This window comes from Adlercreutzia sp. ZJ473 (assembly GCF_013185065.1).
Classification (GTDB): domain Bacteria; phylum Actinomycetota; class Coriobacteriia; order Coriobacteriales; family Eggerthellaceae; genus CAAEEV01.
Genome location: NZ_JAAVTO010000043.1, coordinates 1 through 24,717 on the forward strand (window position 1 = coordinate 1; position 24,717 = coordinate 24,717).

General features: G+C 68.3%; 21 protein-coding genes and 1 pseudogene. 17 read left to right on the plus strand and 5 right to left on the minus strand.

Going from position 1 to position 24,717, the window contains the following annotated elements; translation table 11 throughout:
• Window positions 1–381: 381 nt before the first annotated feature.
• A complete protein-coding gene (locus HRL41_RS08810; RefSeq protein WP_172136454.1) occupies window positions 382–774 on the minus strand; it encodes a hypothetical protein in 393 nt (130 codons plus the stop codon).
• 90 nt (window positions 775–864) lie between these two features.
• Here HRL41_RS08810 and HRL41_RS08815 point away from each other — a divergent pair, with 90 nt between their 5' ends.
• The 11 genes from HRL41_RS08815 to HRL41_RS08865 all read left to right on the plus strand — a co-directional run bounded on the left by HRL41_RS08815 (window position 865) and on the right by HRL41_RS08865 (window position 15,084).
• Window positions 865–1,752: an NAD(P)H-hydrate dehydratase gene (locus HRL41_RS08815; protein ID WP_172136455.1), complete on the plus strand. Its 888-nt coding sequence runs from the start codon at window positions 865–867 to the stop codon at window positions 1,750–1,752.
• A 235-nt stretch (window positions 1,753–1,987) separates the two neighbouring features.
• On the plus strand, window positions 1,988–2,695 hold the full coding sequence (locus tag HRL41_RS08820; protein WP_253904805.1) for an HdeD family acid-resistance protein: 708 nt from the start codon (window positions 1,988–1,990) through the stop codon (window positions 2,693–2,695).
• A 98-nt stretch (window positions 2,696–2,793) separates the two neighbouring features.
• Window positions 2,794–5,046: an NAD-dependent DNA ligase LigA gene (gene ligA, locus HRL41_RS08825; RefSeq protein WP_172136456.1), complete on the plus strand. Its 2,253-nt coding sequence runs from the start codon at window positions 2,794–2,796 to the stop codon at window positions 5,044–5,046.
• A 247-nt stretch (window positions 5,047–5,293) separates the two neighbouring features.
• Entirely contained in the window at window positions 5,294–6,202 is a 909-nt protein-coding gene (locus HRL41_RS08830; RefSeq protein WP_172136457.1) for an extracellular solute-binding protein, read from the plus strand.
• A 129-nt stretch (window positions 6,203–6,331) separates the two neighbouring features.
• Window positions 6,332–7,807: a molybdate ABC transporter permease subunit gene (gene modB, locus HRL41_RS08835; RefSeq protein ID WP_253904806.1), complete on the plus strand. Its 1,476-nt coding sequence runs from the start codon at window positions 6,332–6,334 to the stop codon at window positions 7,805–7,807.
• Between the two features lies 1 nt (window position 7,808).
• On the plus strand, window positions 7,809–8,921 hold the full coding sequence (locus tag HRL41_RS08840) for a sulfate/molybdate ABC transporter ATP-binding protein (RefSeq protein ID WP_172136458.1): 1,113 nt from the start codon (window positions 7,809–7,811) through the stop codon (window positions 8,919–8,921).
• An 899-nt stretch (window positions 8,922–9,820) separates the two neighbouring features.
• The gene (locus HRL41_RS08845; RefSeq protein ID WP_172136459.1) at window positions 9,821–10,597 is read left to right on the plus strand and encodes a hypothetical protein; all 777 of its coding nucleotides are present in this window, start codon (window positions 9,821–9,823) and stop codon (window positions 10,595–10,597) included.
• A 284-nt stretch (window positions 10,598–10,881) separates the two neighbouring features.
• Window positions 10,882–11,883, plus strand: a complete 1,002-nt coding sequence (moaA, locus tag HRL41_RS08850; protein WP_172136460.1) for a GTP 3',8-cyclase MoaA — start codon at window positions 10,882–10,884, stop codon at window positions 11,881–11,883.
• 48 nt (window positions 11,884–11,931) lie between these two features.
• The gene (moaC, locus tag HRL41_RS08855) at window positions 11,932–12,441 is read left to right on the plus strand and encodes a cyclic pyranopterin monophosphate synthase MoaC (RefSeq protein ID WP_172136461.1); all 510 of its coding nucleotides are present in this window, start codon (window positions 11,932–11,934) and stop codon (window positions 12,439–12,441) included.
• A gap of 133 nt (window positions 12,442–12,574) precedes the next feature.
• On the plus strand, window positions 12,575–14,026 hold the full coding sequence (gene pyk, locus HRL41_RS08860; RefSeq protein WP_172136462.1) for a pyruvate kinase: 1,452 nt from the start codon (window positions 12,575–12,577) through the stop codon (window positions 14,024–14,026).
• A gap of 257 nt (window positions 14,027–14,283) precedes the next feature.
• Window positions 14,284–15,084: a YebC/PmpR family DNA-binding transcriptional regulator gene (locus tag HRL41_RS08865; protein WP_165173444.1), complete on the plus strand. Its 801-nt coding sequence runs from the start codon at window positions 14,284–14,286 to the stop codon at window positions 15,082–15,084.
• A gap of 149 nt (window positions 15,085–15,233) precedes the next feature.
• On the opposite strand, the gene HRL41_RS08870 is transcribed toward HRL41_RS08865, so the two are convergent.
• Complete coding sequence (locus HRL41_RS08870) at window positions 15,234–15,902, minus strand: DUF1836 domain-containing protein (protein ID WP_371808826.1); 669 nt, start codon at window positions 15,900–15,902, stop codon at window positions 15,234–15,236.
• Between the two features lie 210 nt (window positions 15,903–16,112).
• Here HRL41_RS08870 and HRL41_RS08875 point away from each other — a divergent pair, with 210 nt between their 5' ends.
• Window positions 16,113–16,967 (plus strand): DegV family protein, encoded by an 855-nt coding sequence (locus tag HRL41_RS08875; RefSeq protein WP_172136464.1) that lies wholly within the window; start codon window positions 16,113–16,115, stop codon window positions 16,965–16,967.
• A gap of 36 nt (window positions 16,968–17,003) precedes the next feature.
• Here HRL41_RS08875 and HRL41_RS12475 read toward each other — a convergent pair whose 3' ends face one another.
• Window positions 17,004–19,730, minus strand: coding sequence for a LamG-like jellyroll fold domain-containing protein (locus tag HRL41_RS12475; protein ID WP_371808827.1), 2,727 nt, complete (start codon window positions 19,728–19,730; stop codon window positions 17,004–17,006).
• A gap of 113 nt (window positions 19,731–19,843) precedes the next feature.
• A pseudogene (locus tag HRL41_RS12480) lies at window positions 19,844–20,233 on the minus strand (hypothetical protein); the annotation flags it as partial.
• Window positions 20,234–20,266: 33 nt separating this feature from the next.
• Between HRL41_RS12480 and ruvC the strand changes: the two are divergent.
• The 5 genes from ruvC (at window position 20,267) to HRL41_RS08905 (ending at window position 23,391) form a co-directional block, all read left to right on the plus strand.
• On the plus strand, window positions 20,267–20,878 hold the full coding sequence (gene ruvC, locus HRL41_RS08885) for a crossover junction endodeoxyribonuclease RuvC (protein ID WP_172136465.1): 612 nt from the start codon (window positions 20,267–20,269) through the stop codon (window positions 20,876–20,878).
• On the plus strand, window positions 20,878–21,474 hold the full coding sequence (gene ruvA, locus HRL41_RS08890) for a Holliday junction branch migration protein RuvA (RefSeq protein WP_172136466.1): 597 nt from the start codon (window positions 20,878–20,880) through the stop codon (window positions 21,472–21,474). Before ruvC ends, ruvA begins: the two co-directional genes overlap by 1 nt.
• Window positions 21,475–21,480: 6 nt before the next feature.
• Window positions 21,481–22,581, plus strand: coding sequence for a Holliday junction branch migration DNA helicase RuvB (ruvB, locus tag HRL41_RS08895; RefSeq protein ID WP_172136467.1), 1,101 nt, complete (start codon window positions 21,481–21,483; stop codon window positions 22,579–22,581).
• A 2-nt stretch (window positions 22,582–22,583) separates the two neighbouring features.
• Window positions 22,584–22,970 (plus strand): hypothetical protein, encoded by a 387-nt coding sequence (locus HRL41_RS08900; protein ID WP_165173428.1) that lies wholly within the window; start codon window positions 22,584–22,586, stop codon window positions 22,968–22,970.
• A gap of 217 nt (window positions 22,971–23,187) precedes the next feature.
• Window positions 23,188–23,391, plus strand: coding sequence for a cold-shock protein (locus HRL41_RS08905; RefSeq protein WP_165054268.1), 204 nt, complete (start codon window positions 23,188–23,190; stop codon window positions 23,389–23,391).
• An 87-nt stretch (window positions 23,392–23,478) separates the two neighbouring features.
• On the opposite strand, the gene queA is transcribed toward HRL41_RS08905, so the two are convergent.
• Window positions 23,479–24,564: a tRNA preQ1(34) S-adenosylmethionine ribosyltransferase-isomerase QueA gene (queA, locus tag HRL41_RS08910; RefSeq protein ID WP_172136468.1), complete on the minus strand. Its 1,086-nt coding sequence runs from the start codon at window positions 24,562–24,564 to the stop codon at window positions 23,479–23,481.
• Window positions 24,565–24,717 lie beyond the last annotated feature (153 nt).

Consider the following 24,717-nt stretch of genomic DNA (forward strand, 5'->3'; position numbering starts at 1 on the left):
GCCCGCCCGCGGACATCTGCGCCCGAAAACGGCCCCGGACCCCGAGTAGGGGGGTACGGGGCCGGAGGCAAACGCAGCCATGGGCCGTGTCAGCTCGTCAAACGGTAATAAATCAGTGCTTACCTAGACATGCAGGCAGAATAAAGTGTTTGTTATATATACAACAACGGACTACGTACAACATTTTATCGTGCGCAAGAGCTCTGACGTGGGGCGGGCGGTGTGCGGCTGCGTGATGCGGGGTCGGCGGCGTGCGGTACGTGATGCAGGCCCGATGGGCTGGCGCGTGGGGTCTCATCAGGCTGTAAACTCAAAGGCGCCTTTTGCGGAAGGGGAGGGCTTGCCCCCGTCGTCTTGGACGCAGGGGCTCGTCGCCTAAGCTCAAGGATACGGTGCTCCTCCGCTGTTGTCACTGAGCGCGTCTCTGACGTCGTTGAGCTCGAGGGCGCAGCGCTCGAGCGTGCGTGCGATGAAGCTTAAGGCCTCGGGCGCGTGCATCTCGCTCGCCCCGAGCGCCATGGCGAGGGCGGCGAGGCCCTCGAGGTCGTCGCGCGTGGCGTTTATGCGGTCGATGGTTTCTAGTCGGGGCGCGTTGCGAGCGGCGTTGGCGGCTGCCGTCGCGCTGCCGTCCGTGCCGTTTGCTGCGCTGTCAGCCGCGCTTCTGTTGGCATGGTTGGTACTCGCCGCGCTGCTGCCCGCCGTGTCGCTGGCGGTGCGGTCGGTGGCGCTGATGCGGTCGATGGCGTGCAGATCGGACGTCTCGCTGGGGGTCATGGCTCGTCCTCGCTCTCGTGGTTGACTTTGCTTCTGCCTGGTGATGCTGTGGTACCATCGGCGCATGAAGACGGGGAGAAGGGAGATGCGATGGGCGCTTCGGGGGTCTTCAAGGTTTCCGAATATGACGGCGGGCGTTTGGCGGCGCTTCTGCCATGGCCGGCTCGTGATGTTAACAAGTATACACGCGGGAAGCTCACGCTGGTGGCAGGTTCGGCGTTATATTCAGGCGCGGCGTCCCTGGCGGCCTTGGCCGCCCAGCGCATGGGCGCGGGGTACGTGGAGGTGGCGTGCGCGTCTGAGAGCGTGAGCGCGGTGCGTGCGAGCCGTCCATCGTTGGTGGTACGTTCTTGGGACACCTGGGAAGGATTCGGCGAGATCGTGCCACGTGAGGGTCGTCCGTGCGCCTGCGTGGTTGGACCGGGCTTCGACGCCTCCGGCGCCGTCGAGGCCGACCTCGTGCTGCGCGCGCTCATGCGGGTGGAGGCCCCCGTGCTCGTCGACGGCGGGGCGCTCTCCGTCCTCGCGACTGACGCGGGGCTTGTGGCGGCGCACGAGCGCGCGCAGCGCGCCCTCCCTCTCGTGGTGACGCCGCACGGGGGAGAGGCGGCGCGCCTGGCGCGCGCGGCGCAGGTGGACCAGGTGACCGAGCCCGCGGCGCTCGCGCGCGAGCTCGCGCGCGCCTGGCGCTGCGTGGTCGCGCTCAAGGGCCCCGACACGTTCGTGTCCGACGGCGCGCAGGTCGTGGCCGTGCGCCAGGGCACGCCGGCGCTCGCGAAGGCGGGCACGGGGGATGTGCTCGCGGGCATGGTGGGGGCGCTGCTCGCCCAGGGGCTGCGCGCCGTCGACGCCTGCGTGCTCGGCGTGACGCTGCACGCCGAGGCGGGCCGCGCCGCTGCCGCGGAGCTCACCGACATATGCGTGACCCCCGAGGACGTGATCGAGGCGATCCCGCAGGCGGTGCGGGGCGTCGGCTGAGGAAGGGCGCGCTGCGGCGGAATACTGCGCCCGGCGCGTGGCGGGATCGCGCTCGCGGGGCTGCCCGCGCCTTGCCTTCAATCTCCTTTGCAACCAGCGGGTTGCGGGCGGGTACTTTTTTACCTGCTTTTCACATTCTCTCGCGCTCGCGGCCCCTCGGTTGGGTGACAATGACGATGGTGGTTTTTAGGAGTTTTCGAGGACGACGCGGGTGCTTTGGAAGGAGTGTGCTGGCATGAGTACAACGGTTGCGAACGGCTTGCAAGGATGGGCTGCGGCGAGCGGCATGCGCGAGGAGGCCGCTGCGCAGCGCATATACGCAGCGGCGACGGGCGGGGGCTCGGGCTCTCGAGGCTCGGCGAGCCGCCGCGCGACGCGCCGCCATGCGCACTCGGGCGGCTCCGGCTCGGGCGGTCGCGGCACCAAGGGCAAGCGCGACTGGGGGTTGTTCTTCTCGGGTGTCGCGCTCTTCATCGCGGGTCTCATCGTGGCTTTCTGGCCGGGCCTCACGCTGGTGACGATCGCCGCGTTCGTAGGTGTGATGATGCTGATCGCGGGCGTGTTCGACATGGTCGCCTACGTGCGCTTCCGCAAGAAGATGGAGCATTCGGGCTGGGCGCTCGTGAACGCGCTGTGCAACCTCGTGCTCGGCGCGATGTTCTTGCTCCACCCGATCATCACGGCGGCGGTCATCCCGTGGGTCGCCGGCGCGTTCGTGGCGGGCTACGGCGTCATCGCCATCGTGTCGGCCGTGCGCCTGCGCAAGGTGGGCCCGGGCTGGGGCCTCATGCTCGCCAACGGCATCGTGTCGGTGCTGTGCGGGATCATGTTCGTCTTCCTCCCCGTCGCCTTCGCCGTCTTCCTCGGCGTGTTCCTCGCGATGCGCGGCGTGACCATGGCCACCTTCGGCCTCATCGCGCCGACGAACGTGCCTTACGTGTGAGGTTTCGCGCGCTGACGTGATAACATACTGCAGATGAGAACCAAGAGCCTGGGGCAGATGCGAGCCAGGCTCTTTTTACGCGAAGGGAAGGGTGCATCATGGGCAACGGTCAGGCGCAGGCGAGGGGAACGGGCGACCAGGAAAGCCTCTTCGACGAGAAGGCGCTCGCGGCTGCGGCCACCGACCCGGCCGCGCGCGCCGAGGCGCTGCGCCGCGAGATCGAGCACCACACCTACTGCTACTACGCGCTCGACGCGCCCGAGATCTCGGACGCCGCGTTCGACTCGCTCATGCGCGAGCTGCGCGAGATCGAGGCGGCGCACCCCGAGCTCGTCGACCCGTCGAGCCCCACGCAGCGCGTCGGCGGCTACGTCGGCGAGCAGTTCGCGCCCGTGCGCCACGCGCGGCGCATGTACTCGCTCGACAACGCCATGGACCTCGGCGAGCTTGACGCGTGGATGGACCGCATCGTGGAAGCCTACGGCAGCCTGCCGCCTCTGTGCTGCGAGCTCAAGATCGACGGCTCGTCCATCGCGCTTTCCTACGACGTTGCCTCCGGCGGGGCGCTCGTGCGCGCCGCCACGCGCGGCGACGGTACCACGGGCGAGGACGTGACGGCCAACATGCGCACGGTGAAGGACGTGCCGCTGCGCCTGCGCGCCTGCGCGCTCAAGGCCGTGCGCGGGGCGCGTGGGGCGCAGGTCGGCGGGAATGCCGCCAGGGCTGACGCGGCCGGCCTCGCCGCCGCCGGGACCGCTCTCGCCGCCCCCGCCGCCGAGCCGCTCGAGCTGCGCGGCGAGGTGTACATGCCGAAGTCCAGCTTCGACTCCCTGAACGCCGCCGCCGAGGCGAGCGGGCGCGCGCCCTTCGCCAACCCCCGCAACGCCGCCGCCGGCTCGCTGCGCCAGAAGGACCCGCACGTCACGGCCTCGCGCGACCTGTCCACCTTCATGTACGCCATCGCCGACGAGGCCGCGCTCAACCTGCCCGGCCAGTGGGAGCTCCTCCAGTGGCTGCGCGAGGCGGGCTTCCACGTGAACCCCGACGTGGCGCGCTGCACCACGCGCGAGGAGGTGCGCGCGTTCTGCGAGCGCGCCGTCGAGCGGCGCGACCAGCTGCCCTACGAGATCGACGGCGTGGTGGTGAAGGTGAACTCGTTCGCGCAGCAGGAGGCGCTCGGCTTCACGGCGCGCGCGCCGCGCTGGGCCATCGCGTTCAAGTTCCCGCCCGAGGAGAAGACCACGCTTCTGCGCGACATCACCGTGCAGGTGGGCCGCACGGGCGTGCTCACGCCCGTGGCCGAGCTCGAGCCCGTGGTGGTGGCGGGCTCCACGGTGGCGCGCGCCACGCTGCACAACCTCGACGAGGTGCACCGCAAGGACGTGCGCGTGGGCGACACGGTGATCGTGCGCAAGGCGGGCGACGTGATCCCCGAGGTGCTCGGGCCGGTGGCCTCGCTGCGCCCGGACGGCGCGCAGGCGTGGGAGATGCCCGCGGCGTGCCCGAGCTGCTCGAGCCCCGTCATCCGCGAGGAGGGGGAGGTGGCCTTCCGCTGCATCTCCATCGACTGCCCCGCGCAGGCGCTCGAGCGCCTGCTGCACTGGGCGAGCCGCGGCGCGCTCGACATCGACGGCATGGGCGAGGAGATCGTGAGCCGGCTCGTGGAGTCGGGTCGCGTGACCGACGTGGCGGACTACTACTCGCTCGGGGAGGCGGAGCTCGCCAGCCTCGACATGGGCCGCGTGAACAAGGATGGCGAGCCCATCCGGCTCGGGCACACGGTGGCGGCGAAGCTCGTCAGCGCCATCGCCGCGAGCAAGGCGCGCCCGTTCGCGCGCGTGCTGTTCGGCATCGGCATGCGGCACGTGGGCAAGACCACGGCCGAGGCGCTCGCGGCGGCCTTCCCGTCGATGGACGCGCTCGCGCAGGCCACGGAGGAGCAGCTCGCCGAGGTCGAGGGCATCGGCCCGAAGATCGCGCACAGCGTGTGGGTGTTTCTGCGCACGCCTGACAACGCGGCCGTCATCGAGCGGCTGCGCGCGGCGGGCGTGACCATGGCCGACGAGGTGATGGCGCCCGGCGAGGAGGTGCCCCAGACGCTTGCGGGGCTCACGTTCGTGCTCACGGGCTCGCTTGCGGAGAGCGGCCTCACGCGCGACGAGGCCGGTGCGCGCCTGAAGGCGATGGGCGCGAAGGTGAGCGGCAGCGTGTCGAAGAAGACGAGCTTCGTGGTGGCCGGCGAGGCCGCGGGCTCGAAGTACGACAAGGCCGTCGCCCTCGGCGTGCCCGTGCTCACCGAGGCTCAGCTGCTCGCGATCTACGAGACGGGCCGCGCCCCCGAGGTGGAGTAGGGCGGACGCTTCCGCATGGCAGCTTCCGCGCTCGCGCCCGCGAGGCGGGGAAGGCCTCGCGCGTCGCGCTCGTTCGACCGCTTCCGCTTTCACGTCCCCGAAGCGGGGCAGGCGCGGCGAAACAGCCGCTCGAACCAATCATCCTGAAAAAGTAATAATCTCTCATTGACTATATATTATCGGAAGGATAATATACTCATCAGCGCATAGGCGCTTATCTATTGCTTTGTCAAGGAGGGATCGTCACATGAAGAAAACTCGCAAGATAGCCGCGGCAGTGCTCGCGCTGTCGCTCGTGGGCGCGTTCGCCCTGTTCGGCTGCTCGAGCAGCAACGCGGCCAGCTCCTCGAGCAGCGCAGCCAGCTCCGCGAGCAGCTCTGCCGCCACCCAGGCCGCCGAGCCCGTCGAGCTGCAGGTGTTCGCCGCCAACTCGCTGTCGAAGGCTATGGAGGACGTTCAGAAGGCCTACGTCGAGGACGGCCATGACAACGTGACCTTCCTCGACACGCAGTACAAGGGCTCCGGCGAGCTCAACGAGATGCTCGGCGCCGGCTCCTACGCCGACCTGCTCATCACCGCCTCGAAGGGCTCCATGGACACCGCCGTGGAGAAGGGCTACGTCGACAAGTCCACGCGCGTTGACATGTTCGTGAACGACCTGGTCGCGGTCTCGAAGGAGGGCTCGGGTCTCAAGGACGTCACCCTGCAGGACATCGCTGACCACAAGTACACCTTCTGCGTGGGCGACGAGTCGGTCCCGGCCGGCAACTACGCCTGCCAGTCGCTCTCCACGGTGGGCGTGTACGTCCCCGCAGGTGACGAGGCTGGCAAGACCGGCAAGGACATCTCCGGCAAGGGCGGCTCCTTCGCCGAGGGCTACACCCCCGTCCTCGACACCTCCGTGGGCAACGTGTGCAAGCACGCCGAGTCCGGCGACGTTGACGTTGCCTTCGTGTACACCTCCGACGTGTACCGCTTCGGCGGCGTCGAGATCGTGGGCGAGGTGCCGGGCGACACGCACAAGAACATCGTGTACCCGGGCGCCATCACGTCTGACTCCAAGAACGCCGAGGCGGCCGCCGAGTTCCTCGACTGGTGCCTGACCAGCGAGAAGGCTGCCAAGATCTGGGCCGAGTGGGGCTTCGAGCTGGCGTAGCCATCTGGCACGGCCGACTGCAGGGCTCAGTGGTTCTCGCATGAGATCATGCTGAGTCGAGAGAGGATGGGCGCGCGCGTCCATCCTCTCTTATATAATGGGTGAGTTCGAGGGGCGAGGGGAAAAGACATGATGCGCGAAAGAACGTTCATCGCGGGCCTTGCGCTGGCGTTTGCGTTGGCGCTGGCGTTGGCGGCGGGGCTGCTCTCGGCGGGGACGCTGGCGTACGCCGACGAGGCGGCTGCGGCCGCAGGCTCGGCTGCCGCTGCGAGCTCGGCTGCGGTCGAACAGGACGGGCAGGCCGAACGGTCGGGAGGCGAGGCGGGCGCGCCGGCCGCCGCAGGCTCGGCCGAGGTCGAGGTGAGCGCGGAGGGCGACGCGGCCCTCGCGCAGGGCGCAAGCTTCGCGATGAGCGACTTCTCACGCGCGCAGAAGGGCACGAACCGCCCCGTCGACGGCGCCTACCGCGGCTACTCCTACCTGGTGGGGCAGGAGGCGGGCGCCTTCGCCCAGGTGGTGGCGATGCGTGACTACGCGGTGGCCTACGTGCCGGCCGCCCTCGCGCAGACGCTCGGCGTCGACGTGGCGGACGAGCAGGACCAGCAGCTCCTCAAGTCCTGCTTCATCGCGCTCGACGCGCAGCACGCCGCGGGCTCGCTCGAGCTCGCGGAGGTCCCCGCCTGGCACTTCACCGCGGAGACGACCTACGACGTGGGCGGCGTGCGCTTCCAGTTCGACCAGCAGGTCGACGGCAACGTGTACGCGTTCGTGATCGGCGCCGACGGCTCCGACGTCACGGACAGCGAGAGCCCCCTCTTCGCCAAGCCCTCCTTCGCCGACTTCGCGCGCCTGGCCAGCCCCGCCGACGTGAGCATCGCGCAGGAGGCCACGGGGCTCGCGGCCGCCGGCGAGTTCCTTGCCACGCTCGACTGGAGCCCCTTGTGGGTGACGCTCAAGACCACGGGCGTGGCCATCGTCATCATCTTCGTGCTGGGCCTTCTGGCGGCGTACTTCTGCCTCAACATCTCCGCTCGCGCCAAGAACATCTGCGACTCCATCTTCACCATCCCCATGGTGCTGCCGCCGACGGTGTGCGGCTTCGTGCTTCTGTGGCTGTGCGGGCGCAACACGCCGTTCGGGCAGTTCTTCATCGACGTGGGGTTCCCGCTCATCTTCAGCTGGCCGGCCACGGTGATCGCGGCCGTGGTGGTGGCGTTCCCGCTGATGTACCGCAACGCGCTCGGGGCGTTCGAGAACCTCGACCCCAACATGCTCGACGCGGCGCGCACGCTCGGCTGGTCGAACGCGCGCATCTTCGTGAAGCTCATGCTGCCGCTGTCGTGGAGCTCGATCGCGGCCGGCACGGTGCTCGCGTTCGCCCGCGCGCTCGGCGAGTTCGGCGCCACGCTGTTCCTCGCGGGCAACTACCTCGGCGTCACGCGGACCATCCCCATCGCCATCTACTTCGAGTGGATGAACGGCAACGGCGAGGTGGCGTGGTTCTGGACGGCCGTCATCATCGCGTTCAGCTTCGTGGTGATCCTGTTCATCAACTGGTGGAGCGCGCGCACCACCAAGTACCGCCGGCGCGTCGAGGAGGACTAGCATGAGCTTGGAGGTCAGCATCAAGAAGAGCTTCCCGTCCTTCACGCTCGACGTGTCGATCGAGGCCGGGTCGGAGACGCTCGGCTTTCTGGGCGCGTCGGGCTGCGGGAAGAGCCTCACCATGCGCTGCATCGCGGGCATCGAGAAGCCCGACGAGGGGCGCATCGTGGTGAACGGCCAGGTGTTCTTCGACTCCGAGGAGCGGATCAACCTCACGCCGCAGCAGCGCAAGACCGCGTTGCTGTTCCAGAACTACATGCTGTTCCCGAACCTCACGGTGGCGCAGAACGTGGCGGCGGGCATCGGGCGCGACGTGCCGAAGGCCGACGCGGACGCCATCGTGCAGAGCGAGCTGAAGCGCTTCGGCCTGGAGGGCTTCGACGCGCGCTACCCCGCGCAGCTCTCCGGCGGCCAGCAGCAGCGCGTGGCGCTCGCGCGCATGCTCGCGGCGCGCCCGGGCATCCTCATGCTCGACGAGCCGTTCTCGGCGCTCGACGCGCACCTCAAGGGCGTGCTCGAGCAGAACCTCGTGAGCCTGTTCGACGCGTTCGACGGCACCATCCTGTACGTGAGCCACGACATCGACGAGGCGCTGCGCTTCTGCGACCGCATCGCGGTGGTGGAGTCCGGGCACATCCTCGAGATCGACACCGGCGACGACCTGGTGAACCGCCCGCAGTCCTCCGCGGCGCTGAAGCTGTCGGGCTGCAAGAACGCCACGCCGGCCGAGCGCGTGGGCGACCACTGCGTGTGGCTGCCGAAGTGGGGCGTGCGCGTGGCCACCGACGAGGAGGTGCCGGCCGACGTGAAGTACCTCGGCGTGCGCGCGCGCTACGTCGAGCGCGCCGAGGGGCCGGGCGAGAACAACTACCGCATGCGCGTCGACCGCGCGAGCGACTCGCGCTTCGAGCGCACGCTGCTCCTCGGGTTCGTCGACCGCGACGAGTCGGCGGTGCCCACGGTGGCGCACACCGAGGACGAGATGAAGTACCTGCACCAGCACATGTTCTGGCGCGTGGGGAAGGTGGACGTCGACCCGGCCCGGCTGCTCGACGCCGGCGACGAGGTCTGGGTACACATCCCGAAGGACCGCATCTACCTGGTGACGAAGTAGCTGCTCTCGGCGCGGCGGTGCCCATGGCGGGCGGCAGTGGTGCGGCCTGCGGCGGGCAGTGGGCGGACAGTGGCGCTCCGCTCACGGCGGGCGGCGGCGGTGTGCCAGGGCGGTGCGCCAGGGCGCGCTGAAGCTCGCGACGCCGTTTCTTTTCGGCATTTTCGCGGGCCGTGCAGATTTCGCGGGCGTTTTTGGCAGAAATCTGCAGTTGTTTGTCTTTTCGCGGGGCGTTAGAGGTTGCTTGACCAATTGCGACAGTGTGTCTTTGTGCAAAACACCTGGTCACTGTCGCTACCGTTGCTCGCGAAGCGTTCGATGGCGGCTCTGGGCGGTTTTTGGAGTACCTGGATTGACCAATATCTGAAGATTTCTGCCAAAATCGTCCCGGAATTTTGCACGCACATCCTAGGGCACTCAAAATCACGCGGATTGGAACGCGGTGTTGCGTGGGATGCCCGAAAATCGCGTGGGCGCGTGCTTAGGCGCAGCTTTGCGCAGGGAGATTCGCAAGCTGCGAGGGGGAGATCTGCGAGCCGTGCGGGGCGCGGAGCCCTCGGAGCGCGCGGAGAGGAATGCGAATTGCGCGGGGGCGTGAAATCACGCAGGGCTTCGATAGCGATATCCTATCCCGAGAAGTTCTGCATCGTCGTGTGGCTCGCGAGGAGTAGAGTGCCCTCATGGCGATATTGCTCACAGACGACACGGCGATGTGGTTCTGGCGTTGGAGGGCGAGCAGCGGTTCGCAGCTCAGCCAGTTCGCTCCTGCGCGCCTGAAGGCCGTTCCCGAAGGGTCGCCGCCCCCAAGCGACATAGTGGCGGCGTGTGACTATTTTCGTGCGCCCGACGAGCCGGTTTGCGCTTTGGTGGCGCGTGCGTCTGACGTTCGAAGGACTTGCGACGTGTCGTATCGGGTTTTCGGCGGCGTCCTGCCGGCAGGCTCTTTCGTCCGGCTCAACGAGGGCGTTTACGTGGCTTCTCCCGAGTACCTGGCGCTCAGGATGGCGGCGCGCCTGACGAGGGTCGAGCTCCTTCGCTTGCTCTACGAGCTGTGCGGCTGCTACGTGCTTAACGAGAATGACGCACGCGGATTCAGCGGCTGCCAGCCGATCACGAACTTGTCGCGGGTGAGCAGCTTTGCGAAAAGCGCCTCGGGCATGCGCGGCGTTCGGGAGATGCGCCTGCTGGTCGGTCGCGCTTCCGAGAGGTCGGCCTCGCCTCGGGAGACGGACGTCGACATGATGCTCACGCTTCCTCTGCGCATGGGTGGATATGCCCTGCCGAAGCCCGCGCTGAATGAGCGTATCGTGCTCACCGAATCTCAGAGGAAGCTGATCGATCGGGAGGCAATCACCCCTGACATGCTCTGGAGGGGTGCGCGCCTCGCCCTGGAGTACGAAAGCGACGAGTGGCATTCGGGGGACGAGAGGTTCGTGCGCGACTCTCGCCACCGAAACGACTTGAAGGCTCTGGGGTACGATGTCGTGACGGTGACGAACGCGGAGCTCAAGTCTCTCCGCGAGATGGATCGGATCGCCTCGGGCATTGCGCGGCGGCTCGGCGTTCGCATGCGGGTGTCGCTCGACGACCACGATGCGCGCAAGCTGGCGCTCAGGACGAGCTTGGCTGACATCCAGCGCCGCGGCAGGAGCGCGAAAGCAGGCGTGCGCCTGATCTGACGTGCTGCTCCGCCTTGCCTTCCTGCATCGAGCCCCGTCCTTTTCGCGTTTCGGGGCGGGGATGGCGGACGTGCTCTCCGCTGCCCGCTGCTCGCTTTCGGATCGCTGCTCCATCTTTCAGGTCGGCTCCCGACGCGGCCCCCAGCGCTTCGCGGCACTCCCTTCGCCCCTTCGCCGCCTGCCTGCGCTTCCCCTCGTCCTCCCGGGCCGTGGCGGATGATTCCGCGTGAGAACTAATCGCATTCATGTATAATGGGCGGCGATAGAACGGAAAGGGAAGCATCTTGAAGGACTCACACGGCCGCACCATCGACTACCTGCGCATATCGCTCACGGACCGCTGCAACTTCCGCTGCATCTACTGCATGCCCGAAGGCGGCGTGAGCCAGCTGAGGCACGAGGACATCCTGCGCATCGAGGAGATCGAGGAGCTCGTGCGCATCGCCGCGGGCATCGGCATCAAGAGCATCCGCCTCACGGGCGGCGAGCCGCTCGTGCGCAAGGGCGTGGTCGACCTGGTGGACGCCATCACCAAGATCCCCGGCATCGAGAACGTGTCCATGACCACCAACGGCGTGCTTCTGCCGCGCATGGTGGACGACCTGAAGGCGGCGGGCCTCTCGCGCGTGAACATCTCGCTCGACACGCTCGACGCCGACCAGTTCCGCATGGTCACGCGCTGCGGCAACCTCGACGACGCGCTCGCGGGCATCGAGGCCGCGCTGGCGGCGGGGCTCAACCCGGTGAAGATCAACGCGGTGGTGGTGCGCAGCCTCAGCCAGGACTTCCTCGAGTACGCCAAGCTCTCCGTCGACCGCCCGCTGCACGTGCGCTTCATCGAGTACATGCCCGTGGGTGAGAGCTCGGGCGCGGACGGCTGCGGCTGGGGCAAGGACGACGTCATCCCCAGCGAGGAGCTCCACGCCCTCATCAACGAGCGCGCGCGGGCGCAGGGCCTGCCGGAGCTCGTGGACGCGGGGAGCGGGCGCCCGCTCGGCTGGGGCCCGGCGCGCTACTTCCAGTTCCCGGGCGCGCAGGGCACGGTGGGCTTCATCTCGCCCCTGTCCCGCCACTTCTGCGGCGAGTGCAACCGCCTGCGCCTGACGGCCGACGGCAAGATCCGCCCGTGCCTGTTCAGCGACACGGAGTACGACGTGCGCACGGCCCTGCGCGAGGGCGGCGAGGACGCGGTGCGCGCCGTGCTGTTCGAGGCGCTCGGCGCCAAGCCCGACGACCACCACGACAAGGTGGGGACCGAGCGCGGCATGTCGCAAATCGGGGGGTAGCCCCGGCTTCGCCTGCCCCGCCTGCATTCACCTACGAAGGAGACATCGATGACTGACCAGCAGCTGACCCATATCGACGAGAAGGGCGACGTCCGCATGGTGGACGTGTCGCAGAAGGCCGACACCGAGCGCGTAGCCGTAGCCGAGGGCTTCATCGCCATGCACGCCGCCACGCTCGAGATGATCGCGGGCGGCACGGCCAAGAAGGGCGACGTGCTGGCCTGCGCGCGCGTGGCCGGCGTCATGGCCGCCAAGCGCACGAGCGACCTCATCCCGATGTGCCACCCGCTCAACATCACGAAGGCGAAGGTGGAGTGCATGCCGGTGTTCGCCGGCGAGCGCGCCGACGGCCGCGTGGGCATCCACGTGACCACCACCTGCGGCGTCACCGGCAAGACGGGCATCGAGATGGAGGCCCTCACCGCGGCGAGCGTGGCGTGCCTCACGGTGTACGACATGTGCAAGGCGGTCGACCGCGGCATGGAGATCATGGACGTGCGCCTGCTGAAGAAGGACGGCGGCAAGACGGGCCTCTGGCTGCGCGAGGAGCAGCAGTAGGTTGTTTCAGTCTCTTCTCCCTTTCCCGTGGAATTGGCAGAGAACGGTATGATTCCCGCAGCTGAATAACGCTATCATGAGACGAGCGGTTATTCCGAGCCCGTTGAGCCCGTTTGAGCCCGAGGAGCGTCCCATGGAGAAGCGCACGAAGATCATCTGCACGCTAGGACCGGCCGTCGACGACGAGCAGACGCTCGTCGAGCTCATCGAGGCGGGCATGAACGTGGCGCGCCTGAACTTCAGCCACGGCAGCCATGCGGAGCACCAGGTGCGCATAGACCGCCTCAAGCGCGTGCGCGAGCGCCTCGGCGTGCCGTGCGCGCTCTTGCTCGACACCAAGGGCCCCGAGATCCGCACCGGCACGCTCGCAGGCGGCGGCCCCGTGGCGCTCGAGGAGGGCGCGCTGTTCACGCTCACCGCGAAGGAGTGCCAGGGCACGTCGGAGCGCGTCACGCAGACGGCCGCGGTGCTTCCCTCGTGCGTGCAGGCGGGCTCTTCCATCCTCCTCGACGACGGCTTGATCGAGCTTTCCGTCGAGCGCGTGGAGGGCGATGACGTCGTCTGCCGCGTGGCGAACGCGGGCCTGCTCGGCGAGCGCAAGTCGGTCAACGTCCCCGGCGTTCGCGTGCCGCTGCCCGTCGTCACCGATCAGGACCGCGCCGACCTCCTCTTCGGCATCGAGAACGACTTCGACTACGTGGCGGCGTCGTTCGTGCGCGACGGCGCGGGCGTGCGCGAGGTGCGCGCGTTTCTGTCCGCGCACGGCGGGGGCGACATCCGCATCGTCGCCAAGATCGAGAACGCCGACGCGGTGCGCAACGCAGCCGAGATCATCGAGGCCGCCGACGCCGTCATGGTCGCGCGCGGCGATTTGGGCGTGGAGGTGCCCGCGTGGCGCATCCCCCACATCCAGAAGCAGATCATCCGCGCGTGCAACCGCGAGAGCAAGCCTGTTGTCACGGCCACCCAGATGCTCGACTCCATGATCCGCAACCCGCGCCCCACGCGCGCCGAGGTGGCTGACGTGGCCGGCGCCATCTACGACGGCACCGACTGCGTGATGCTCTCCGGCGAGACGGCGGTGGGCGCGCACCCGGTCCGCGCCGTGCGCGCCATGGCGCACATCGCGCGCGAGAACGAGGCGCACCTGTTCGAGGAGTGCTTCCCCGACCGCAGCCGCACGCACGCGCGGCCCTCGCTCGCCGTGGGCATCGCCGCGGTCACCACGGCGGAGGCGCTCGACGCGGCGTGCATCGTGACGCCCACGCTGTCGGGCCGCACCCCGCGCCTCATCTCGAACCTGCGCCCGCGCGTGCCCATCTTCGCGGTCACGCCGCATCCGCGCGTCATGCGCCAGCTCCAGCTCTCGTGGGGCGTGACGGCGCTGCTCGGCGACACCCAGGGCGACATGCGCCGCGTGATCGACCAGGCGCGCGAGTCCGTGCGGGCCTGCGGCCTGGTGGAGGCGGGCGACGTCGGCGTGCTCACGGCGGGTGACCCGCACACGAGCCCGCTCGAGGACGTCGGGGGAGGGAAGTCGGCGATGGGCCCCACCAACGCCCTGTACGTGGTGGAGTTCAAGTAGGGGGCGCCCGCGTCGCGCGCCTGCGGCGACGCCCCTCGCGCTCGCCCGTCCCGCCAGAGTCGAGCGCGCTTGCGCCGCCCGCCAGCGCCGCACCTGCTTGCCCCGCCGCACCAGCGCGCACCCGCCCGCCCCGCGCCTGCGGCGGCGCCCCTCGCGCTCGCCCTCGCATTCCGCAGCTTTTTCCGGAGCGGCTCCTTGCGCCTTGACTGTTGTGCTAACATGTGCGGTTGGTATTACAACATCTGGAAGGGACGTATATGTCAGGGCACTCAAAATGGGCAACAACCAAGCATCGCAAGGCTGCGCAGGACGCTAAGCGCTCCGCCTTGTTCTCCAAGCTGTCGCGCAACATCACCGTTGCAGCCAAGGAGGGTGGCGACCCCAACCCCGACAACAACGCCTCCCTTGCGGCCGCCATCGAGAAGGCCAAGGCCAACTCGCTGCCGAAGGACAAGATCAAGACCGCCATCGACAAGGCGTTCGGCAGCGGCAAGGACGCCGCGAGCTACGAGACGGTCATCTACGAGGGCTACGGCCCGGCGGGCATCGCGGTGTACTGCGAGGCCCTGACCGACAACCGCAACCGCACCGCCGCCGACGTGCGCAGCGCGTTCTCGCACGCGGGCGGCAACCTGGGCACCTCGGGCTCGGTCGCGTTCATGTTCGAGCGCAAGGGCCAGGTCGTGGTGGCCAAGGAGGTCGAGACCGGCGACAAGAAGAACCCCGTGAAGCCCAACGGCGCCGCCGCTGACGAGGAGGAGTTCATGATGGCCGTCGCCGAGGCCGGCGGAGACGACTACGAGGACGCCGACGAGGAGTGGATCGTCTACACCGCGCCGTCTGACCTCATGGCCGTGAAGAAGGGCCTCGAGGAGCAGGGCATCGAGACGAAAGGCGCCGAGATGACCATGGAGCCCACCACGCCCGCCACGGTCACCGTGAACGACGCGCGCAAGGTCATGCGCCTCATCGACAAGCTCGAGGAGCTCGAGGACCTGCAGAACGTCTACCACACCATGGACATCACCGACGAGATCGCCGCGGCGCTCGACGAGTAGCCTGCTCTGTCCGTCTTGGCGGGCGGGCGAAGCGCGTCGGCGTCTCGCGCCTGCTTCGCCTGCTGCGCGAGGATGAGCTCATGGGAGGGCGAGGACCTTGTTCCTCGCCCTCTTTTTTGCTGCCTGAGGTGAGGTCGGCTTGCTACGTGCTACTTGCCGCGCTTGTCTCGCTTGCGGCCCGCGCCCATGCGGCCCGCGCCCGCGTTCGCGTTCGCACGGCTCGCGCCCGCGCTCATGCGGCTCGCGTTCGCGCGCCCCATGCCCGCGCTCGCGCCGTCTGCGCTCGCGGCGCCGGACGTTTCGGCGATGGAGGCGCGCAGGTAGAGCGTGTAGGCGACGGCCGCCGACGAGGCGATCACCAGGTCGCGCTCGAAGTCGCCCGGCTCGCTCCCGCTCGTGAGCGTGGCGGGCGCGGCGGAGGTGGGCGCGAAGAGCGCCCGGCAGGCGTTCTCGAGCGCGGTGCAGAAGTAGTCGTAGGCGACGTCCGTCTCGAAGCTGGTGATCTGCTGCTCGATGAGGTGGTTGATCTCGCCGATGGAGAACGTGTGCTTCAGGATGCCGATCACGATGAGCTGGGCGACCTGCTCGCGCGTGTACTTCTTGGCGCGCGGCGGCGCGATCACGCCCTGCTTCACGTAGTTGTTCACCATGGAGGGCGTGATGATCTTGTCGTCGGGCTGGTACAGCGGGCGCAGCGTCTCCTGCAGGTAGCCGACGAGCTGGTCCATGTAGAGCTCGATGTGGGGGATCTCGGCATAGCGCGGGAGGCGCAGCGAGGCGATGTTCTGGGCGAACGCGTTCTGCTCGGCTGGCTGCACAGACGTCTCCTCCCTTCGGCTCCGCGCGTTGCGCGACATGGTGGTTGCACAGGCAAGAAAATAGCAGATTGACGCTTGATGGTCAAATTCTTCAACTAGTTGACAAAATGTCGATTAATACATAATCTGGTTTTCAATACGAGATATGGCGCAGCTGGATCATAGCGAGGCCGCTGGATCATAGCGAGGACACAGCGAAAGCGGGGGACCATGGGCAAGAAGGAGATCGCCATCGTCATCGACTCATGCACGGACGTGCCGCCGGCCGAAATCGAGCGCTACGGCATGTACGTGGTGCCGGTGCAGGTGAACTACGAGGACGGCAGCTACCTCGACAAGGTGGACATCACGCCGCAGGAGGTCTACGACCGCCTCGCCGTGGAGGTTCCGCGCACCTCGACGCCGACGCCCGCCATAGCCTCCGAGGTGCTGGGCCGCGTGGTGGCCGACGGCTACGAGCAGGCGGTGGTGGTGACCATCTCGAGCGGGCTGTCGTCCACGCACGACCTGCTGCGCTCCGTGTCGTCGGGCATGTCCCGTCTGCGCACGCTTCTCGTCGACACGAAGAACATCGGCATGGGGGCGGGGCTCGTGGTGCTCGCGCTCGCGCGCATGGTGGAGGCGGGCGCCACGCTCGAGGAGCTCGAGGAGGCGGTGGACCGCATCGTCGCGAACACGAGGGTATTCTTCTGCGTTGACACGCTCGACTACCTGCTGCGCGGCGGGCGCATCGGCAAGGTCACCTACCGGGTGGGCAGCCTGCTCGACATGCGCCCCGTGATCAGCTGCAACGAGGAGGGCGTGTACTACACCGTGTCGAAGGCGAAGGGCCGCAAGCTCTCGCTCAAGCGCGCCATGAGCTGCGCCGAGAAGTTCGCCGCGCAGTTCGACGAGTGCGTCATGGCCGTGGTGGACGGCGACGCGGCGTCCGAGGCCGCCGAGGTGCGGCGCGAGCTCAAGGGGAAGATCGCGAACGCGACCACCTGGTACGAGGGGAACGTGAGCCCCGCCCTCGTGGTCCACACCGGCCCCGGCCTCATCGGCGTCGGCGTGCAGGGCGCATAGCCCGCACCCCGCACGCCGAGCCAACTCCATCGTTTCCTACGCGTTCCCGTCATCTCCGGAGAACTCGCCCTTCAAGAAGCCTCGCGCCACGCATGCGGCGGCGCCGGCGGTTGCCACGAGGCCGATCAGGGCGCTGGTGGCAACCGAGAGCTCGTCGCCGGTCTGGGCGAGCTTCGTGCCGGTCGGCAGCGTCACCGTCTCCGTGCTGCCGTTCGCGCCCGCGCCCGCAGCTGAGCCTGCGCCGGCGCCGGCGCCGTTCGCGCCCGCATCCGCGCCCGAGTCGGTGCCGGGCGTCGTGCCTGCATCGGGCGTGTTGCCGCCACCTGTGTTGCCGTTGCCGCCCGTGTTTCCGCCTGCGCCGTTGCCGCCCGTGTTTCCGCCCGCGTTGCCGCCGCCGCCCGCTCCGTCGCCCTCGCCGGGCTCGGGCGCAGGAGCCGCGGAGACGACGACCTCGGCGGTCGGCCGCTGGGCGTATCCGGCAAGGTACGTCACGACGTAGGTGCCCTCGGCGGCAGGGACGAAGCGGTAGCTTGCATGGGCAGACGCCGACAGCGTGCCCTCGGCAAGCGCAGCCGCCTCCGCCGCCGTCTTCATCAGCTCAATTGCCTGCCCGTTGGGGTCGGTCACCTCCGGCACTGCCTGGAGCTCCGTGCCGGCGACGTCGGTGAACAGCACGTTCGGCACAAGGTAGGCCTGGCCCACGGTGGCGGTGCCCATCTCCTCGGCGCTCGGAGCCTCCGCGGCCTTCGCCACCGGAGCCGAGGCCGTGTAGAGCATGGCCGCCTGCTCCTGGGTGGCGACGACAGGCGTAAGCTTGGCGAAGGCGACCTTGCCCACCATCGGGTGCTCCATGGCGCCCTCGCTGTCCACGTCGGCCCCCACGAACCAGCGCTTGAAATCGGCCTTCGGCGCGGGGATGGAGCCCACGTTGCGCTTCTGCGACACCAGCTGGCCGTTCAGGTAGTACTTCATGGTCTCGCCGTCGTAGGTCACCGTCACGTGCGTCCACGTGTTCAGCGGCACCTCTCCGTCGGTGTATACGTAGTTGCTTCCGTTCCCCACGTTGGTGTAGTGCCGCAGCTTGGGAGCGTAATAGCTCAAGTCCTGTCCCACGTCACTCGCGCTGGAGAACAGATCGAAGTAGTCATTCGTCGGTTCTGCGGTGAACTGGAACAGCACCTCGATGGTCTCGGCTTGCGCGATGGCGGCGTAGTCCTTGTCGGCGAACTCGTACCCCACGGCCGACTCGCCGTCGAACAGCGCAACCGGAACGCCGAAGGCGCTGTCCGTCTCGTAGGTCAACGCGCCGAAGGGCACGGCGGCATGCGGCTTGGCGGCGCGGTCGTCGTGCGCGCCGGTGGCAAAGTCGAGGTGAAGCAGCGGGGCGCCCAGCGAGGGCGGGACCTTCTCGGCGGTCGTGAACTCCGTCTCGCCGACAAGCGCCTCCTTCCCGAACGCGCTGACGGCGTAGGCGCGCAGCACGTAGGCGGTCTTCTCCTCGAGCGCCGCGCCGAACAGCGGACGCTCGAACACAGCCGGCTGGTTGACGTCCGCCTTGTAGTAGTCGGACATGAAGCGCGCATTGAACACGGGAGCGTCCGGGGCAGACGCGCGCGCGACCGTGACGCGGTAGGAGATGACCACGTCGTCGTTCACGCCCGAGGCGTCGGCGGACACCTTGTCAGCCGTCAGCGCGAACGAGGCGTCCATGTCGCTGATGGTCTCCTCGGGCACCGAGACCGAGGCGCCTTCCTTAACCAGGGGCGGCTTGGCCGCCTGCTCCATGCCGGCATGCGTGTACCGGAAGCCGTCGCGCCCCTGGGAGGGAACGATCACCCAAGGCTGCCCGAGGGCGGCGCCGTTGCGGAAGTCCAGGCGGTGGATCGTGACGGCATGCGTCGCCGTGTCGATCTCCACCAGCTCGCACTGGCTGGCGTCTTGCCCGGCAGCGGGGTTCTCGGCGTCGCTGCCCGTCTCGTCCAGGCCGTCGCCGCTCATCCAGAAGTTGTTCGCGAACGTGGCGGTTTGGATGAGCGTGAAGCCGTCGTCCTGGAAGATGGAGCGCGGGTCGGCCATCGGGATGTGCGTATGCCCCGAGAAGTGGATGAGCTGATGGTACTTCCCGGCAAGCTCCTGATAGAAGCCGTCGTCGCTGCCGCTTTTGTCAGAGCTGTCGGTGCCGAACTGCCCGTTCCAGCCGCCGCCCACGCTGTACCAGACCGTGTTGCCGAAGGGGTGGTGCGTCAGCAGGAACACGGGCTTGCTCGCATTCTCCGCCACTGCGGCGCCAACGCGCTCGCGCACCCAGTCTTGGCGGTCGCCGTACCAGCTGTTGTCGGCGCCGCCCGGATGCGATGAGAGGGCAATCACGTGGTAGCCGCTGCCGGGAGCACCGGTGCCGCCCACGACGAAGTCGCAGTCTGTCTGGCCCTCGTTGGCGCCGCCGGGAATCTGGAACGAGCCCGCCACCTTCAGCTTCGACGACAGGAACTCCTTGAACTCCGCCTGAGCGCTGTCCTTGCTGCCGCCATGCGCGTAGTACTCGTGGTTGCCCATGACGATGCCCACCGGGCTCTTCGCGTGCGCGTTCAGCAGCTCGGCCAGCTCGTCGTATTCGCCTGCTGCGCCGTGGTCTGCCGAGTCGCCCACGAAGAAGTGCCCGTGGACCTGCGGGGCCATGCTGTAGATGGCGCTGAAGGCGGCGGGCACCTTCTCGCGGCAGGCGTTTTCCTCGCCAGTGCCCACATGCGTGTCGCTGTGCACGGTAAAGCGCACCTTGCTGCCGGAGAGCGTCGGCCATTGGGGAGAGCTCGGTGCCGTGAACGCAGCTGCGGCCTCCTGGTCGGGAAAGACCAAAAGCCCCCGGCGGCGCACACGCCGGTGACGGCGGCCAACTTGAGGAACGTGCGGCGTGACACGCCGAACGTTCCCTGATCGTATGCGGCTTCGAGATCATTCATGGCAGAGTTCTTCTCCTTCACGTGCGTCTCCTTTGCTCTTCTCTTTTCTTCAAACGGGATGTCGGATGCGTCTGCTTTGCATGGTGTGGCAGCGGCATCGAACGCGTGCGCCTCGGACGCTTTGATCGCGCCCGGCTCGCCTTGGCACAGCATGAGGACATCGTAGGGAGGGAACGTCAGGATGAATTCAGGGGAGCGAAAACACGCTCCAAGGCAGGGGCAAAGTTCGCGTAAAGAGCGGGCGCCGTGCGTCTGAAACATTTGTTTGATGGTGACCTTGATTTTGGCAAACGCTTGTTCTATCATAGCCTCACTTGTTGAGAAAGCGAGGTTGTGATCGTGGCGTCAGTCGAGCGCGTCATACTGGGCATCGACCCGGGCCTGGCCAACACGGGCTGGGGCATCGTCGAGCAGCGCGGCTCACGGCTCGCCTGCGTGGCGTACGGGTGCGTCTCCACGCCTGCGAGCCAGCCGCTCGCGGAGCGCCTCCTGAAGATCCACAACCAGATCGGCGCGGTGGTGCGGCGCTTCGGCCCTGTCTGCGTGGGCATCGAGACCGTGTGGTTCGGCCAGAACATCACGGCGGCCTTCGCCACGGGGCAGGCGCGCGGCGCGGCGCTCGTGGCGTGCGCGGAGGGCGGGCTCGCGGTGGGGGAGTTCACCCCGCGCCAGATCAAGCTCGCGGTGGTGGGCACGGGCTCGGCCGAGAAGGAGCAGGTGCAGTACATGGTGCGCCAGCTCTTGCAGCTCGAGGAGGTGCCGCAGCCCGACCATGCGGCTGACGCGCTGGCAGCTGCCATCTGCTACACCACGCACGACGGGTTCGCGCGCGCCGAGAGGCGCTTCGACGAGCTGGTGGCGAAGGCGGAGGCGGCGCAGGCGTCGCGTGGCGCGCAACCGCGTCAGACGCGGCGGCGCGGCGGCACGGCCGGCGGGGAAGGTGAGGCGTGATGATTGCCTTTTTAAGCGGAAGGCTGGCGGGGAAGACCCCCAGCATGGCGTATGTCGACGTGAACGGCGTGGGATACGCCGTCTCCATGTCGGCGGCGGCGCTCGCGAAGCTGCCTGACGTGGGCGAGAGCGTGTCCGTGCTCACCTACCTGCAGGTGAGCGAGAGCGGGGCGGCGCTCTTCGGGTTCCTCACGCAGGAGGAGAAGGCGCTGTTCGAGCGGCTGATCACGGTGAGCGGCGTAGGGCCGAAGGTGGCGCTCGCGGCGCTGTCCACCTTCTCGCCGCGCGCTTTGGCCGATGCCGTCGCCGCCCAGGACACCTCCCTGGTGGCGAAGATCCCCGGCGTGGGCAAGAAGACCGCCTCTCGCATCATCCTCGAGCTCAAGGGCTCGCTCGACGCGGGGGCCGAGAGCCTGTTCGGCACGGCTCCTGACGAGAAGTCGGTGGTCGACGCGCGCCTGAGCGGGGCTGCCGAGGCGCTGCTGTCGATGGGCTTCACGTCGGCCGAGGCTGATCTTGCGCTCAAGGGAGCGCCCGAGGGGGCTACCGAGGCGGCGCTGCTACAATATGCGTTGAAGCGATTGGGAAGCCGATAGGGGTTTATGGACGACAGCGTACGCATAGAGGGAATGGTGTTCGAGGCCGCGGCGGGCGGCTTGGGCGGCGCACGCGGCGAGGCCGCGGCAGGCGCTGACGCGCACGCGCGGGCGGTGACGCCCGAGCTCGTGGAGGACGACCTGGCGCTCGACCGCTCCCTGCGCCCGAAGCGCCTCGAGGACTACCTGGGCCAGACCAAGGTCAAGGAGTCGCTGGCCATCCTCATCGAGGCCGCGCAGGCGCGCCATGACGTGGCCGACCACATCCTGTTCTCGGGCCCGCCGGGCCTCGGCAAGACGACGCTCGCCACCGTGGTGGCCAACGAGCTCGGCTCCAGCATCCGGACCACCTCCGGCCCCGCCATCGAGCGCACGGGGGACCTCGCGGCCATCCTCACCAACCTCGAGGAGGGCGACGTCCTGTTCATCGACGAGATCCACCGCCTCAACCGCATGGTGGAGGAGGTTCTCTACCCCGCGCTCGAGGACTTCGCGCTCGACATCGTGGTGGGCAAGGGCCCGGCGGCGCGCTCCATCCGCCTCGACATCCCGCGCTTCACGCTCATCGGCGCCACCACGCGCACGGGCCTGCTCACCGGCCCTCTGCGCGACCGCTTCGGCATCGCGTTCCGCCTGCAGTACTACACGCCCGAGGAGCTCAGCGCCATCGTGTGCCGCTCGGCGGCCATCCTCGACGTCGACATCGACCAGGAGGGCGCGCTCGAGATCGCGCGTCGCAGCCGCGGGACGCCGCGCCTGGCCAACCGCATGCTCAAGCGCGTGCGCGACTGGGCGCAGGTCTGCGCGGACGGCGTCATCACCGAGGACGTGGCGGCCCAGGCCCTGAGCTTCTTCGAGGTGGACGACTTGGGCCTCGACGCGGTGGACAACCGCATCCTGGAGATCCTCTGCGTCCAGTTCTCGGGGCGCCCCGTGGGCCTCACCACGCTGGCCTCGGCGCTCTCGGAGGACCCTGACACGGTGGAGGACGTCTACGAGCCCTACCTCATGCAGCAGGGCCTCATGATGCGCACGCCGAAGGGGCGTCAGGCCACCGCGCGCGCGTGGGAGCACCTCGGGCTCGTCCCGCCCGAGGAGGGGAGGTAGCCATGTTCGAGCAAGACTATCTGCTGCGCATGCTCATGGACTTCGCGGCGGCCATCCGCCGCTCCATCGAGCGCGCAGGCGGCCAGCAGGACCCGTCCGGCGCGGCGAGCATGCTCGAGGAGGCGATCGGCAGCGCCGTCGACATCGACGGCGGCGTGCTTCTGTCGCTCTCGCCGGAGTCCATCGCGAGCATCCTGGAGGTGTCGGGGACCGACCCGCACGTCACCGAGTACGTGGCGCGCTCGCTTCTGCTCGCGTCCGACTACCACGCCCAGGCGGGCGAGGCGGAGCTTGCCGAGCTGCGCCGCGGGCAGGCGCTCGCCGTCGCCGAAGCCTATGGCCACGACCTCTCCGAAGCGTTCGACTTCGAGGCTGACATTAAACTTTAAGTTTACTCAAAGACCCACGTCAGACGCTTGTTTTGGGGGAATCGGGGAACCTCGGAGCTTTCGCCAAAAAACATAATTTTCTTACGATGATTCCTCGCAGGAAACGAGTCGAAGTAGCGTATAGTGAGTGCATGTCCAAAAGAAGAGAGGACAAGTGTTGCCGCCATGCAGCACGTGTACATATCTCCCCGACTCTGGGGAGAGGAAAGAGGAAAAGATGGCGGAAGGTACTGTTAAGTGGTTCAACCCGGAGAAGGGTTACGGTTTCATCTCTCAGGCAGACGGCGAGGATCTCTTCGTCCATTTCTCTGAGATCCAGATGGACGGGTTCAAGACGCTCGACGAGGGTGCTGCGGTGTCCTTCGACGTAACGACGGGTCAGAACGGCAAGCTCCAGGCGAGCAACGTCGTCAAGCTGTAAATCCAAGTTCGATCACAGACGCAAGCGGGCCTGCAAGAGATTGCGGGCCCGCTTTTTTTGCGCCTGTTGCCGCCGACGTGGGGCGGCCTAGTGGATGAACATCGCGTCGCCGAAGCTCAGGAGGCGGTAGCGCTCGGCGATGGCGTGCCCGTAGGCGCGCATGATCGCCTCGCGGCTGGCGAACGCGCTCACGAGCATCATGAGGGTCGACTTCGGCACGTGGAAGTTCGTGACCAGGGCGTCCACCACGTGGAACTCGTATCCCGGCAGGATGTAGAGCGAGGTGGCCTCGCGGTCGCGCGGCTTGAGCGCGCCTGACGCGGCGTCCCAGGCGCTCTCGAGCGAGCGCACGCTCGTGGTTCCCACGGCCACCACGCGCCCGCCGCGCGCCTTCGTGCGCGCCACGGCGTCTGCCACCTCGCGCCCCACGGTGTAGAGCTCGGTGTGGATCTGGTGGTCCTCGGCGTTCTCCTCGTCGACCGTGCGGAAGGTGTCGAGGCCCACCTCGAGCTCGACGGTCGCCCACTCCACGCCCTTGGCGCGCAGGCGGTCGATGAGCTCGGGCGTGAAGTGCAGCCCTGCGGTGGGCGCGGCGGCCGAGCTCTCGCGGCGCGCGTACACGGTCTGGTACATCTCCGCGTCGCCCGCGTAGTCCTTGATGTAGGGCGGCAGCGGCGTGGTGCCCACGGCGTGCAGCGCCTCGTCGAGCGAGGGGAGCTCGGTCGAGAGGCGCGCCACGCGCTCGCCGCGCTGGGCGTTGCGCGCCCAGTCGACGATCTCGGCCGAGAGCGCCACGTTGCCGTCCTCGTCGGCGAAGTCGACCACGGCGCCCGTGTTGGGCTTCAGGCGCTTGCCGGGGCGCACGAGCACCTCCCAGAAGGCGACCCGGTTGGTGCGCGGCTCGGGCCCGCCGCATTCGCGCAGCAGGAACACCTCGGCCGCGCCGCCCGTCCCGCGCTTGGCGCCGAGCAGGCGCGCGGGCATGACGCGCGTCTCGTTGGCGACGAGCAGGTCGCCGGGGTTCAGGTACTCCTCGATGTCGCGGAAGACGCGGTCCTCCAGCGCGCCCGTCGCGCGGTCGAGCGCCAGCATGCGGCAGGCGTCGCGCACGGCGGCCGGCTCCTGCGCGATGAGCTCGGGCGGCAGGTCGTAGTCGAAGTCGGAAGTTCTCACTGGCTGTTCTCCTTGGCACATCTCAGCTGCTTGAGCACGGCGCGCTTGCGGACCTGCTTGGCGGCGTAGGCTTGCTTGCTCGCGCGCCGCGCGGCGCGCTCGGCCTCGGCGGCGGCGCGCTCGGCGGCGTGGGCGGCAGCCTCGCGCTCGCGC

Bases quoted from the DNA above. Each gene is read 5' to 3' on its own strand.
- HRL41_RS08810 (WP_172136454.1), bottom strand. From the start codon at position 774: ATGACCCCCAGCGAGACGTCCGATCTGCACGCCATCGACCGCATCAGC.
- HRL41_RS08815 (WP_172136455.1), top strand. From the start codon at position 865: ATGGGCGCTTCGGGGGTCTTCAAGGTTTCCGAATATGACGGCGGGCGT.
- HRL41_RS08820 (WP_253904805.1), top strand. From the start codon at position 1,988: ATGAGTACAACGGTTGCGAACGGCTTGCAAGGATGGGCTGCGGCGAGC.
- ligA (WP_172136456.1), top strand. From the start codon at position 2,794: ATGGGCAACGGTCAGGCGCAGGCGAGGGGAACGGGCGACCAGGAAAGC.
- HRL41_RS08830 (WP_172136457.1), top strand. From the start codon at position 5,294: ATGAAGAAAACTCGCAAGATAGCCGCGGCAGTGCTCGCGCTGTCGCTC.
- modB (WP_253904806.1), top strand. From the start codon at position 6,332: ATGATGCGCGAAAGAACGTTCATCGCGGGCCTTGCGCTGGCGTTTGCG.
- HRL41_RS08840 (WP_172136458.1), top strand. From the start codon at position 7,809: ATGAGCTTGGAGGTCAGCATCAAGAAGAGCTTCCCGTCCTTCACGCTC.
- moaC (WP_172136461.1), top strand. From the start codon at position 11,932: ATGACTGACCAGCAGCTGACCCATATCGACGAGAAGGGCGACGTCCGC.
- pyk (WP_172136462.1), top strand. From the start codon at position 12,575: ATGGAGAAGCGCACGAAGATCATCTGCACGCTAGGACCGGCCGTCGAC.
- HRL41_RS08865 (WP_165173444.1), top strand. From the start codon at position 14,284: ATGTCAGGGCACTCAAAATGGGCAACAACCAAGCATCGCAAGGCTGCG.
- HRL41_RS08875 (WP_172136464.1), top strand. From the start codon at position 16,113: ATGGGCAAGAAGGAGATCGCCATCGTCATCGACTCATGCACGGACGTG.
- ruvA (WP_172136466.1), top strand. From the start codon at position 20,878: ATGATTGCCTTTTTAAGCGGAAGGCTGGCGGGGAAGACCCCCAGCATG.
- ruvB (WP_172136467.1), top strand. From the start codon at position 21,481: ATGGACGACAGCGTACGCATAGAGGGAATGGTGTTCGAGGCCGCGGCG.
- HRL41_RS08900 (WP_165173428.1), top strand. From the start codon at position 22,584: ATGTTCGAGCAAGACTATCTGCTGCGCATGCTCATGGACTTCGCGGCG.
- HRL41_RS08905 (WP_165054268.1), top strand. From the start codon at position 23,188: ATGGCGGAAGGTACTGTTAAGTGGTTCAACCCGGAGAAGGGTTACGGT.